At 39.1% G+C, this 13,313-nt stretch carries 15 protein-coding genes; 2 read left to right on the top strand and 13 right to left on the bottom strand.

The window, feature by feature from the left end; all coding sequences use genetic code 11:
- Positions 1 to 27 precede the first annotated feature (27 nt).
- From AC0JIQ_RS12795 to AC0JIQ_RS12805, 3 genes are all read right to left on the bottom strand, one after another.
- A complete protein-coding gene (locus AC0JIQ_RS12795) occupies positions 28 to 207 on the bottom strand; it encodes a hypothetical protein (RefSeq protein WP_004663725.1) in 180 nt (59 codons plus the stop codon).
- A 256-nt stretch (positions 208 to 463) separates the two neighbouring features.
- The gene (locus tag AC0JIQ_RS12800) at positions 464 to 2,026 is read right to left on the bottom strand and encodes a mechanosensitive ion channel (RefSeq protein WP_474201883.1); all 1,563 of its coding nucleotides are present in this window, start codon (positions 2,024 to 2,026) and stop codon (positions 464 to 466) included.
- 221 nt (positions 2,027 to 2,247) lie between these two features.
- Positions 2,248 to 2,448 carry a hypothetical protein gene (locus AC0JIQ_RS12805; RefSeq protein ID WP_034601857.1) on the bottom strand — a complete coding sequence of 67 codons (201 nt, stop codon included), beginning with the start codon at positions 2,446 to 2,448 and terminating at the stop codon, positions 2,248 to 2,250.
- A 206-nt stretch (positions 2,449 to 2,654) separates the two neighbouring features.
- On the opposite strand from AC0JIQ_RS12805, the gene AC0JIQ_RS12810 reads away from it, so the two are divergent.
- Positions 2,655 to 3,077, top strand: a complete 423-nt coding sequence (locus AC0JIQ_RS12810) for a hypothetical protein (protein ID WP_005218098.1) — start codon at positions 2,655 to 2,657, stop codon at positions 3,075 to 3,077.
- 20 nt (positions 3,078 to 3,097) lie between these two features.
- Here the strand turns inward: AC0JIQ_RS12810 and AC0JIQ_RS12815 are convergent, their stop codons facing one another.
- Entirely contained in the window at positions 3,098 to 3,859 is a 762-nt protein-coding gene (locus AC0JIQ_RS12815) for a ferredoxin--NADP reductase (protein ID WP_474201884.1), read from the bottom strand.
- Between the two features lie 84 nt (positions 3,860 to 3,943).
- Between AC0JIQ_RS12815 and gigC the strand changes: the two genes are divergently transcribed.
- Positions 3,944 to 4,828, top strand: a complete 885-nt coding sequence (gene gigC, locus AC0JIQ_RS12820) for a LysR family transcriptional regulator GigC (protein ID WP_004663735.1) — start codon at positions 3,944 to 3,946, stop codon at positions 4,826 to 4,828.
- Positions 4,829 to 4,847: 19 nt separating this feature from the next.
- Here the strand turns inward: gigC and AC0JIQ_RS12825 are convergent, their stop codons facing one another.
- The 9 genes from AC0JIQ_RS12825 to nuoI all read right to left on the bottom strand — a co-directional run bounded on the left by AC0JIQ_RS12825 (position 4,848) and on the right by nuoI (position 13,298).
- Positions 4,848 to 5,594, bottom strand: a complete 747-nt coding sequence (locus tag AC0JIQ_RS12825) for an excalibur calcium-binding domain-containing protein (protein ID WP_474201885.1) — start codon at positions 5,592 to 5,594, stop codon at positions 4,848 to 4,850.
- Positions 5,595 to 5,782: 188 nt separating this feature from the next.
- Positions 5,783 to 6,076 carry a cold shock domain-containing protein gene (locus AC0JIQ_RS12830; RefSeq protein ID WP_004663739.1) on the bottom strand — a complete coding sequence of 98 codons (294 nt, stop codon included), beginning with the start codon at positions 6,074 to 6,076 and terminating at the stop codon, positions 5,783 to 5,785.
- A 117-nt stretch (positions 6,077 to 6,193) separates the two neighbouring features.
- A complete protein-coding gene (upp, locus tag AC0JIQ_RS12835) occupies positions 6,194 to 6,829 on the bottom strand; it encodes a uracil phosphoribosyltransferase (protein WP_241306361.1) in 636 nt (211 codons plus the stop codon).
- Positions 6,830 to 6,937: 108 nt separating this feature from the next.
- Positions 6,938 to 8,434 (bottom strand): NADH-quinone oxidoreductase subunit NuoN, encoded by a 1,497-nt coding sequence (nuoN, locus tag AC0JIQ_RS12840; protein ID WP_046740053.1) that lies wholly within the window; start codon positions 8,432 to 8,434, stop codon positions 6,938 to 6,940.
- Between the two features lie 3 nt (positions 8,435 to 8,437).
- Entirely contained in the window at positions 8,438 to 10,036 is a 1,599-nt protein-coding gene (nuoM, locus tag AC0JIQ_RS12845) for an NADH-quinone oxidoreductase subunit M (protein WP_004663744.1), read from the bottom strand.
- Between the two features lies 1 nt (position 10,037).
- Complete coding sequence (gene nuoL, locus AC0JIQ_RS12850) at positions 10,038 to 11,933, bottom strand: NADH-quinone oxidoreductase subunit L (RefSeq protein ID WP_005218109.1); 1,896 nt, start codon at positions 11,931 to 11,933, stop codon at positions 10,038 to 10,040.
- Entirely contained in the window at positions 11,930 to 12,238 is a 309-nt protein-coding gene (gene nuoK / locus AC0JIQ_RS12855) for an NADH-quinone oxidoreductase subunit NuoK (protein ID WP_004638057.1), read from the bottom strand. Before nuoK ends, nuoL begins: the two co-directional genes overlap by 4 nt.
- Entirely contained in the window at positions 12,238 to 12,756 is a 519-nt protein-coding gene (nuoJ, locus tag AC0JIQ_RS12860; protein WP_171062459.1) for an NADH-quinone oxidoreductase subunit J, read from the bottom strand. The genes nuoK and nuoJ overlap by 1 nt, the downstream gene beginning before the upstream one ends.
- Positions 12,756 to 13,298, bottom strand: a complete 543-nt coding sequence (gene nuoI / locus AC0JIQ_RS12865) for an NADH-quinone oxidoreductase subunit NuoI (protein ID WP_004663751.1) — start codon at positions 13,296 to 13,298, stop codon at positions 12,756 to 12,758. The genes nuoJ and nuoI overlap by 1 nt, the downstream gene beginning before the upstream one ends.
- Between the last annotated feature and the right edge of the window lie 15 nt (positions 13,299 to 13,313).

A 13,313-nucleotide genomic window follows, 5' to 3' on the forward strand; every position in this document is an offset into this window, starting at 1 on the left:
ACAAATTAAGCCGATTGCTAAATAACACTAAGCATGATGATCTGAAGAGTTAGCAGCTTCTGTAGAAGATACTTTTTGAGTATTTTCAATTGGTTTTTCTTTGGCTGTATTTGATTTCGCAACAACAAATTTGTACGCACTCGCCAAAAAACCTACAGTAATACCTGCAATAATAATCGGTGCAAATACGCGATTTGGCCTCTTCATTTCACTCTCCTCTATAGAATTTTTATTTAGAGACTATTGATACTTTATCTATAAATGAATTGCTTTTCAGGTCAAATTTTTGATTAATCCTATTAAACTACAGTCATATGTACCCTAAAACTCAGTTTTAGGTCTCGTTTTTCTAAAATATGCCCTAATCACGATATAGATAAAAACTCAATAATGCTTATACAAACAAAACGACCACCCTGCTTAGAGTGGTCGAATTGGTTCAAAAAATCAAAGATTTTTTTTACTATTCATCTGAATAAGGTCGAGTCGGTGGTGTTATTGGTGGTACCGAATGACTTGGTGTGATTTCTTTATGTAACGGATTTGGCTGTTTCGCTTCATTCTTTGCCTTATCTAATAAATCTGTCAATAAGCGTTCTGCTGGTTGACGACCACCTAAACCAAATGCCAAGGCAAAAGCAACTGCAACTGAACCAAGCGTCAAACCAAAAGCCAAATTCACAATGGAATCCGCAATACCCATGGCTTTTAGACCCATCGCAATCACTAAGCCCATAATTAAAATACGAACTAGGTTTGCTAACCAACGTGAACTATTGTATTCACCGCGTTGCACCACATTAGCCACAACATTCGCGAGCCAAAATCCAATAACTAAAATGACAGCACCAAGTAAAATACTTGCACCAAACTGAATAAACAACGCAATCAGAACACTTACTTGTTCTAAGCCAAGGCGGTTCGCAGCTTCAGAGATTGCAAACAACATGGTAAAAAATACAATCAAATAACCGATCACATCAGAAACACGTGTTTGCCCAAGGAATCGTTGCAAATCAAGCTTCATCGGAATTTCATCAATTCCCGCCCCTGAAATCAGTTCAGCGACTAAACGTCCAACAAAACGAGAAACAATATAGGCAACGATTAGAATTAAACCAGCTGCAATAATTTGTGGGATTGCATACATAATTTCATTCAACATCGCTGTTGCGGGTTGAGAAATCGCTTGGATTCCTAAAGCTTCAAATGCCACGATCAACGCTGTGATGACAATAATTGCAAACACAAATGAGCCTAAAAATTTCGATACATTTGAGTTTTTAAATAATCCTACTTTTTCAGCTTGAGTTTGTAGTCCCAAGCTATTACTTAATCCCTCGACAATACCGCGCACAATTTTGGCGAGAATATAACCTACAAAAATGATCACACCCGCAATAAACAAATTAGGCAGATAAGCAATCGCTTCGTTTACCATGTTTTGTACAGGAATCAGCAGTCCTGTTAAACCTAAAATAGACAGCACAATTGGTAGAAATAGTAATAAAATCAACCAGTAAAAAATTTCTGCGATATTAGTACTTAAAGCGTTAACACCAACTTCACTGCTTAGCTTCTCATCTAATTCTGTTCTAGATAATACATTGGTCAATCCAGCACGTACCAAACGGGCCACAATCCAACCAATAAATCCTACTGCAACGGCTGCAAATAAGTTTGGTATATAAGCAAGTACTCGTCCTACCATATTGCTAAACGGGTCACTTACACCACTAATATTTAAAACATTGAGTGAACCGACCACAGCAAGAATCATGACAAACCAAAACACCAATTTAGAAACCAAGTTTTCAATATTGGGTGTACGACCAGTTGCCGAAGATAACTTGTGATTGGTATCAAGCTTTTGCAATAGCCGCTTTACACCTGCGGCAATGACTAAGGCAATAATCCAACCCACCAGTAAGATCAAAATTGCTGCAAAAATTGGATGAAATTGATCCCAGTAATACATGGCATCGAATCCCCCTCGATGCGAGGGATCATTAAAAAATTCATTCATGCGAGTTATCCTTATATTGTATTTTTAAATCTTGATATAAATCACCCATCACTGTTCTATGTTGAAACACACAAACTATGAATGTTTATCACCTTAGTTTTTGTCGATTTTTCAATCAATCGACAGCATCACTAATACAACAAAAAGCACTCATAATTTTGCAAAAAAGCCCATTAGTTCACACTAATGGGCTTTTAGATAAATTGTTTTGGTCAAAGCCATTAAGCATTCAGAAGTACAGACTGCAGATTTGACATCATCACTTGAGCAGTTGGATTTGCTGAATGATCGGCGATCATAAATACAAGCAACGCTATCAGAAAAATTCCAACTATTAATAACATATAGACTGGTAATTTCCTTTTACGTGCAATTTCTTCCTTACTTGCCACATGAGGTTGTGGCTTACTAAAATCATGCATCATAGCAGCCCTCATCCTTTTATTTGTTAGGCTTTTATCTTAGCAATACTCAATGTTGCATTGTGTGAAAAAGCTTCGGACTATCGTTGCAGTGTTTGCAGAACTCTACTTTTTTTATTTATTTTTTTGTTTAAAATATAGTCGGTTTTAGAATACGCTAAAAATAAGCTATACTAGTCGGCTTCGTTTCTCACATGTTTTGCTTTATGTCCTATAGTCAACAAAGTGTTTCTCTTGATTTAGACACGGATGTTACTCATCAATGTTTTTTACATCACACACGTGATGAACATTTAATAGGAATTATTGAGTTTAATAAGCCAAGCTATATCTTAAAGTGGGGAGATTTAGAATACTTCCGTCGTCGTACTGAAGAATTCTCTGTCATGCCTTTACCTGATTGTGTAAATGCAATGATTATCGACATTCGAAATGTACAACCTTTTTTAGACAATGAAGTGCCTATTTTACCTTGGCGCCTACTCGAAGAAGATTGCCCTGTTCGCCTTGTTGTTCCTCAGGACCGTTTAGAACATTATATTGGTATTTTTGAACCGACATGGCTAACCACGGATGTCGATACTGCAATTCAAGAAATCCGTGAATTTATGGATATGTTTGTACATTAAGACATATCCATATAATACGACTACCAATAATTCTCTACTGCAATATTACCTTCACCACGACGATTCATCGTTAAACCTCGTTGTTTAAGTGCCTCTTTTGTATCCTCAACCATCTGAGGATTACCACACAACATCACATGACTACTGGCAGGGTTCAAAGCTAATCCTGCTGCTTTTTCTAATTCACCATTGCCAATTAAAATTGGGAGTCGATCATGTAATGCGGCTTTGGGATCACGGGTAATAATCGGAATGAATTTAAATCCAGAATGCCCTTCACCAAATGATGCTGCGATTTCTTCAATACGTTCCACATAAGCCAACTCGGACTCTGTGCGAACGCTATAAACCAGATGAATATGTTTATATTTATTCCAAGTTTCAAAGTCTTGTAACATGCATAGAAATGGTGCAAGTCCAGTACCAGTCCCCAATAGCCAAAGATCTTGCGGTAAAGGTTGTTGATACCTTGCCAAAGTCAAATAACCATAAGATATTTTATCTAAATAAAGTTCATCACCAACTTTAAGATGTTGCAAATTTGACGTAAATGCACCTTCGGGAACAACAATCGAAAAGAATTCTAAAGTTTCATCAAAGGGCGAAGAAACAACAGAATAAGCTCTTACAACTAACTCACCATCAACCATTAAACCAATTCGCGCAAACTGCCCTGCTGTAAATTTAAAATGAGCAGGTCGAGTCATGGTGAAACTAAAAAGATTGTGAGCCCAACGATGAACAGATAGAACTTTTTCTACGCTAAATTTTTCAATTGACATGATTTGAACGTGGCACGAAACAGTAGGCTCATGTTAGCATGATCGAATAATTGATGGATACTCAAAACATTAAGGCTATTTAACATGCGCATGACCTTACGCCAATTGGCTGTTTTCGTGGCGGTTGCACAAGAAGGAACGGTAACCAAAGCGAGTGATGCTGTCAGACTGACACAAAGTGCAGCAAGTATGGCTTTAGCTGATTTAGAAGATGGCTTAGGTGCGCCTTTATTTGACCGTTTAGGCAAGCGTTTACAACTGAATGATTTGGGGCGTTTTTTATTGCCTCAAGCTTTAGAAATTTTAGGTCGCTGCGAATCCTTTGAACAAGCTGCTAAAGGTGAACTGCAAAGCATTGATTTACGTTTAGGTGCAACCTTAACGATCAGTGATTATTTAATGCCTGATCTGATGGCTGAATTTTTACAGCATCATCCTCAGGCCCATCTTCAATTACAAGTTGGCAATACTCGTCAAATGATTGAAGCAGTGAATCAATTTCAGCTTGATTTAGCCTTGATCGAAGGTTCTTGTCATTTGCCTCAATTACAATGTATTCATTGGCGAGATGATGAGCTTGCAGTTTGCTGTGCCCCTGACCATCCTCTAGCAAAGTTAGATCGCCCAATTACACCAGCAGATTTCCATGAGGTTGAATGGATTTTACGTGAAGAAGGCTCAGGCACACGTGAAGTTTTTGACAATGCGATTTTACAAGATCTACCAGATGCCAATATCCGTTTAACCCTTGGTCATAACGAAGCAATCTTAAAAATTGTTGCTGGTGGTTTGGGAATGTCTTGTGTTTCAAGACTCGCGATTGAACCTCTGGAGGAGAAAGGTCAATTGGTTATTCTTAATACACCTTATTGGCAATTAACTCGCCCATTGTACATGTTAGTGCATCGTCAAAAATACCAAGGTCCTGGACTCAAAGCCTTTTTACATTTTTGTGAAGATCAGGTTTAAGCCTGATCTTTTTTTATCATCAGAATTGTTGTTCACATGGCTCGCCATCATGATCTCCATCCATTTCTGTATCTGGACAATTTCTTACAAACCAACGTGCCTCTTCAAGTGATCGCATTTGAGAACAATGTTTTCGACCATCACATTGAAAATGATCGGGGTTGCTATTTACTGCTTGAGTATTTGCTATTTTTAAGGTTTCCTGTATTACAGGTTGATTTGTCAATTCATTACGATGCAAAGAGTCTTGAATAAAACCATACACAAAATAGCCGATTATGCCAAAAATAATGACTGTAATGATTGTCCCAAAAAAACCACCTGATTCACTCTTTCGTTTAGTTTTTCTTCTTGAATGAGATACGATACGTTTGGGTGTTGTGTTATATGAATTTCGTGATGAGGAATTTACACGTTCCGACGTTGTATGCTGCGAGTTTTGTGATGAAAAACTCCAATGTACGGTATTGATTTCTTTGGTTTTACCAACAATTCTCAAAGTATTTTGGGTGTTTTGTAAACCCTCTAAAGCACGCTGACAACTTCTTAAAAAGTCATTTTGATTGGTCAATTGGAAATTTTCATGTACCACTTTATTACGCATAGTAGCTATCCAACGTATATTCTTCACTAGCCCAACTTCAAGCTGATATTCAATGCTAGTTAATTTTTCATGCAAACCACGCCCAGTAGCTCCAAATTTTTGCTCTAGTAATGCTTCCAAAGCCTTACTTTGAGTAACTACAATATCAATATCACTTTGCATAACGGAAACCCCATTCTTTATTATATTTTTTAATTGTTCTATTGTTTAGCATCACATTACCCTAAAAAATTCACCACGTAATATATCAAATTTGACATCATCACAAAAAATAATGCTGCCCTGTTGGACAGCGATAAAGTAAAAGCAAGTATTTTTATTTGCTGATGAGTGATCCATTATGCATTATCCTAACGTCGAAAGTTTGATAACAATTCTGATGTAATCGATTCATTATGAGCCAATATTTTATTTTTTTTAGTTTTTGCAGGATTTGGATCTACTCGTTCAATTTGTACTGCTTTAAATTTTCCATTATTTTCTAGGGCTACAAATTTTACTTTTTCATTTCGTTTCGGCTCACCTTCCGATGCAGGAAAATCTGAAATATGAAAAAAGATCTCGCCTTCAGCAGTTGCAATAAAACCAAACCCTTTGTCTGGATTATATTGTTTAACTTTTCCCTGATAAAACTCTTTTTTCATGACATCCACCTAATTTTGCAAGTACTGTATTTCAGTATATAAAAAAAGAGACTTTAAATCCTCCCCTGAAAACAGTACGGTTGGATTAAGTCTCTTTTTTAAGCATATTTTCAAAAATTAATCTTTTTGAACGCTACCAAAAATCTTATCACCTGCATCACCAAGACCTGGAACGATATAGCCTTCTTCATTCAGACCTTGGTCAATTGATGCAGTATAGATACGTACATCAGGATGCGCAGCTTCTACTTTTGCAACACCTTCAGGTGCAGCAACCAAAACCATAACACGTATATCTTTACAACCACTTGCTTTAAGCACATCAATTGCCGCAATAAGTGAATTACCCGTTGCCAGCATTGGATCAATAATCATCGCTAAGCGATTCGCAACATCAGGTACTAATTTTTTATAGTAAGTACGGACCTCTAAAGTCGCCTCATCACGCTCTAAACCCAAGACACTCACTTTGGCACTTGGGATCAAGCTCAGTACGCCTTCAAGCATACCAATTCCAGCACGTAGAATCGGTACAATGGTAATCTTCTTACCTGCAATACGTTGAGTCGAAACTTTACCTGCCCAACCATCAATTTCATGATCGACAACAGGCAGATCCTTAGTTGCTTCATAAGTGAGTAACATCGTGACTTCTTGCGCCAATTCACGGAAGTTCTTTGTGCTAATGTCTGAACGGCGTAATAAACCAAGTTTATGACGAATAAGCGGATGGCGAATTTCTTGAATCGACACGAGTGAGTACCTAACTAATATTAATCTTTGAGTATTATAGAGTGTTTTTTTACTCTTCATTAAAAAAAGCCCCCAAATTTTGGAGGCTTTTTTGTACAAATCAAATCATTATTGTTGTTGAGACAACATGAAATGCAATGGAGAAAGAATTTCTGACTTTAATGCCAAATTGATCATTGGATCTGGGTAGATACCAAGTAATAATACAAGCAATGCTGCACCGAGTACCATGATACCACCAACTTTAGTTCCCCAATGTGCATCAGCATCAATACGAGGTGTTTCTGGTGGTGTCATATACATTACGATCATCACACGTAAGTAGTAATACAAGCCTATACCACTTCCGACAACGACCATTGCAGCCAAGAACCAATGTTGAGTTGTTACAGCAGCCATTACCACAAGGAATTTACCAATAAAACCTGCAGTTAATGGAATCCCTGCTAATGACAACATCATCACTGTTAATGTTGCAGTCAAGATCGGACGACGCCAGAACAAACCACGGTAGTCTGCAAGACTTTGTGCTTCATCAACGTTGTTATATGGACTAGACATTAACGCAACTGCACCAAATGCACCGATTGTTGTAAATACATAAGTAATCACATAAACCGTTACACTACCTAAACTTGCATAAGTCATACTAATCAAAGCAATCAACAAGTAACCAAAGTGTGCAATTGATGAATAACCAAGGATGCGTTTTAAGTTAACTTGACGTACTGCAAGTAAGTTACCGACCAAAATTGATAACACAGCAATGACTGTCAAAACAGTCACTATTGATTCAACTAAGATTGCACCAGAACTTAATAAGTAACGTACAAATAAACCAATCGTTGCAACTTTGGCAGCCGTTGCCAAGAATGTCGCCATAGGTGCTGGTGCACCTGCATACACATCAGGCGTCCATTTATGGAATGGTGCAAGTGAGAGCTTAAATGCAACAGCAAAGATAATGAGACCTAAACCTAATAGCACCATTGGTTGCTTGATCGCAGTCATCAAAGCTTGAACAGAATCATAGAATGACAATGAGCCTGTATATGCATAGATATATGCCATACCCATCAACAACATCGCAGATGCAGTTGCTGAAAGTACAAGATACTTAATTCCCGCTTCTAAAGATTGGCTACGTTGATGCGTGTAAGCCAACATACCGTACACAGGAATTGACATTAACTCTAAGCTAATGAAGAAAGAAGCATAATGAGAACTTGCAACCAATAACATTGCACCTGCTACAGAACAAAGTAACAAGATATAAAGTTCTTCACGATTATCTTTATACGTTTCAATGTAGGCATGTGAAAGCGTGCTACAAGCCAAAGCAGCAATCAAAATCAGGAATTGGTAGAGCATGGTAAATGGATCAACCATAAACATGCCCATCACGTTCGCAGGGACAAAGTGCCCGCTAAACATGGTATATGCAATTAGAATTGCAGAAAGGTTTAGACCTACAACTGTCGTTGTTGCAATCAGATTATGATTACGTTTAATCGCAATCAATAACATCACAACAACTGCAGTCAATGCCACAATCATCGCTGGGGCAAGTGGCATAAGCTCAGAAAAAGAAAGTGTGAAGTTCATGGTTTATCGCATCTCCACTTGTTCAAGTTGAGTCGCAGTCTGTTGAACAGTTTCGACAACTTCTTGTACTGGCATATAACTATTGACTAACCACTGCATACTTGAATGTGACATATCCAAGAATGTCTGTGGGTAAAGTCCTAACCAAAGTAAACCAATCACACAGATCATCAAAATACTAACTTCACGTACTGATAAATCTTTCAGTGGACTCGTGTAGTGTTGCTTTTGTTCAGCATTTGGTTCGCCAAAAAGTGCTTTGTGAATCAGAATCAGACCGTAAAGACCTGCAAATACTAAACTTACTGCAGCAATGATGGTGAAGGCTGGATAAGCTTTAAATGAACCCATAAGAATCAAGAATTCACCAATAAAGTTACCTAGACCTGGTACACCGACAAGCGCTGCAACAAAGAACATCAGGAAAAATGGCAAGTATTGCAGTTGGCCACGAAGACCACCCATTAAACGTAAATCACGGGTATGTAAACGTTCATACACTTGACCAGACATAATGAACAATGCAGCAGATGACAAGCCATGTGCCAACATCATGATCATCAGACCTTGGAAAGTTAGAATATTACCTGCATAGATTGCAAGTAAAATGAAACCCATGTGTGAAATAGACGTATACGCAAGCAGACGTTTCATGTCTGTTTGTTGGTAGGCTAAGAATGCACCGTAGAAAATACCAATTAAACCCAAAATGATTGCAATATCAGCAAACTGAGCTGACGCTGCTGGGAAGAATGGAATTACGAAACGAAGTAGACCGTACGCTGCTGTCTTAATCAAAATACCAGCCAAGTCCACAGAACCCGCTGTTGGTGCTTGTGCATGCGCATCAGGTAACCAACCGTGTAATGGGAATACAGGTAATTTAACTGCAAAACCAACAAAGAAACACAACATAAATGCATATGCAACTTCTGGTGGTAAGTGGTTTGCAACAGCCAATAAGTAGCTGTAATCAAAACCAATCATACCTGTCATCATATATCCATAGACCACTAAGCCTAAGATACCGATTAACATGATCAAACCAGCAATTTGTGTATATAAAAAGAATTTAGTTGCAGCATAAACACGTGAACGACCATTTGATCCTGAGTGTCCCCATAACGCAATCAAGAAATAGATTGGTACAAGCATCATCTCCCAGAAGAAGAAGAACAAGAATAAGTCAATTGCAAGGAATACACCGATAACCCCACCTAAACTCCAAAGGAGGTTTAAGTGGAAGAAACCAACATTCTTTTGAATTTCACCCCATGAACAACCAACAGCAAGCACACCAAGTAACGCTGTAAGTAAAACCATGAGTAGAGATAAACCATCCACAGCCAAGTGAATACTGATCCCTAAAGTCTGAATCCATGGGAGATGAAATTCAGCAGCCCAAGTTGGGACTTTACCGCCCAACTCGTAGCTATATGTACCAGTTTGCCATAGTGCAATACCCAAACCAAAGGTAATGAGCATACCAATCAAGGCAATCCAGCGTGGCAAATGTTGGTCAAATTTATCAACCAACCAACAAATAAAACCAGCAATGAAAGGAACTAAAATCAGTGCGGGTAAAATTAAATTGTTTTCCATTTTATTTCCCCACAACCTGAATCACGATCAAGATCATCAATAACACCACTACACCGAGTGACATGCTTGATGCGTATTCACGCAATGAACCTGTTTGACGCGAACTTGTAAAGCTATTACCACCTTTCACAAGTGCAGGTAGCACTAACCATAAACCATCAATTGGATCACGGCCTAAGATTTTCGCAATCAATAAATATGGTTTTACAAAAACGATGTCATACAAAGCATCAAAACCAAATGCGGTACGGCAAATATGTGCTAAACCAGAACCCAAAGACGTTTGAGCAAATGATTTAACCGCACCATACGCAAAGGCAAATAAGAAAATACCAACAACTAAACCAACAAGGGCAACACCACTTGCTAAATGTTCAGCATGTGCAACAGCTTCTTCTAAAGCTTCAGGAACAACAAAGCTTGGAATACTTGCAGCAGTCAATAATTTTGCAACAGGTGCTTGTAAGAAATAACCAATACCTGTTGATAAGGTCGCAAGAATTGCAAGCGGTGCCCAGTAAGTTACGCCATGAATGGCATGTGCATGGGTTTTTTCTTCGCCAAAGAATACGACCCAGATTAGACGGAAGGTATAGATAGACGTTAAGAATGCACCCGCAACACCAACCCAATATAACGTATTATAAAGTGGAAGGTTTGCAATCGTAGACTGTGCATATACTGCACCTAAAATCGCATCTTTAGAGAAGAAGCCAACTGTTACAATTGGAAGTGCAGCTAATGCACCACCACCGATTACGAAACACCAGAATACAAATGGAATCTTTTTACGTAATCCACCCATTTTGAAAATGTTTTGTTCGTGATGACATGCAAGAATCACTGCACCTGAAGAAAGGAACAATAACGCTTTGAAGAATGCGTGAGCAAGCATATGGAATAAACCAGCTTGATACGCCTCAGCACCCACCGCCATAAACATATAACCGAGCTGACTCATGGTTGAGTAAGCCAAGATACGTTTGATATCGGTTTGAACCAATGCTGCAAAACCAGCTACAAGTAAGGTTACTGCACCTGTAATCGAGATGAACTGCATTACTTCTGGTGCCATTTCCATCACAGAGAACATACGGCAGCATAAGTACACACCTGCTGTAACCATCGTTGCAGCGTGGATCAATGCAGATACTGGTGTAGGACCAGCCATCGCATCAGCTAACCAAGTTTGTAATGGAATTTGCGCTGATTTACCTGCCGCACCTAAGAACAACATCAATGCTGTCCAAATCGACAATGATGAGCTTTGCGTCATCACAGTCGCTGCATGTTCAACAATGTACTGTGTATTTAACGTACCAAACTGTTGATAGAGCAAGAACAATGCGATGAGTAAGAAAACGTCACCCACACGTGTTACGGTGAATGCTTTGATTGCTGCCCAACCATTTGCAGGGTTTGAGTAGTAGAAACCAATCAATAGGTATGAACACAGACCTACTCCTTCCCAACCTAAGAACAATAACGCCAAGTTATCGCCGAGTACCAACAACAACATGCTGGCAACGAACAGGTTGAAATAAGAGAAGAAACGTGCGTAATCTTCTTCACCACGCATATACCATGATGCAAAGATGTGAATCAGGAAACCAACACCTGTGATCATACCTGTCATCAATAATGACAAACCATCAAGGTGCAAGCTAATGCCTGGCTCAAAACCGCCAACACTGAACCACGTCCATAAGTGTTGAACAAAAACGGTTTGGCCACTGCTAGTAAATGCAAGGCCAGCGATTAAAGCAAATAACGCAGATAAACCAACTGAACCGACACCAATAATGGCAGCCACATTTTCAGATAGTTTGTTACGCCCTGCCGCTAACAGGATAAAACCAATGAGCGGGAATAAAACGGTTAAATATAATGTACTCATCCGCGCATCTCACTAGCAGCATCAACATCCAAGTGATGGAAGCGATGATAAAACTGAAGGACGATCGCAAGACCAATACACGCCTCTGCTGCAGCAAGCGTTAGGATCAAAATGAACATCACTTGTCCATCTGGTTGAGCCCAAACACTACCTGCCAAAACAAATGCCAATGCAGCAGCATTCATCATCACTTCAAGGCTCATTAGCATAAATAATAGGTTGCGTCGCACCATTACACCGTAAAAACCGAGTGCAAAAAGGATGGTTGCAACAATCAAACCATGTTCTAAAGGGATGTGTCCCATTATTCTTTATCCTCTTCTGCACTTGGTTCACGTTTGCCAAGATGATATGCAGCAACTAAGGCTGCAAGCAATAACATCGCGGCAACTTCTACCAATAATAGATAGTGAGTAAATAATGCTTGACCGACTGCTTTAGGACCTACAATTTCTGTACCTAATGGTGCAGAAATCGTGGTGTATTCTCCACCCAACATCCAAACCAAAACCAAGCCCAATAAGAAACTCATTAATGCAGGATATGCCCATGCATCAGAGGTTAACCATTTACGTTCTTGTTCAATCGTATCTTGTCCAAGGTTCAACATCATGACCACGAAGACGAACAACACCATGATTGCACCAGCATAAACAATAATCTCAAGTGCACCCGCAAAAGGCGCACCCACGATCATGAAAATACCAGCAACAGCAAGTAAAGAAACGATTAAACTTAAAAGAGCATGTACGGGATTCGTATTTGTCACAACACGAATTGTCGATACGATGGCCACAAGTGCCATCAAATAAAATGGCCACATCATGGTAATAAGCTCCGTACATCAACTGGTGCACTTTCTTTTTGTGCTTGACCTTTTTCCTTACCATTTACTGCCATACCAGTGACACGGTAGAAGTTATAGTCAGGATATTTGCCTGGGCCAGAAATCAATAAGTTTTCTTTTTCATAAACCAAGTCTTGGCGTACATATTCAGCAAGTTCAAAATCTGGAGTCATCTGAATTGCAGTTGTAGGACAAGCTTCTTCACACATACCGCAGAAAATGCAGCGTGAAAAGTTAATACGGAAAAATTCTGGATACCAACGTCCATCTTCTTTTTCCGCTTTTTGTAATGAAATACAGCCAACAGGACATGCAACCGCACAAAGGTTACATGCCACACAACGCTCTTCACCATCTGGATCACGCGTCAAGATGATACGACCACGAAAGCGTGGAGGCACAATTTGTTCAGCTGGTACTTCTGGATATAAAATCGTGTCACGTTTACGTGTTACATGGCTAAACACCATCCACAACGAACGGACAATCGATCCAAATCCAGCTAGAATTTTATACATTTTGTACTCCCTGCT

The organism is Acinetobacter sp. FB (assembly GCF_056033405.1).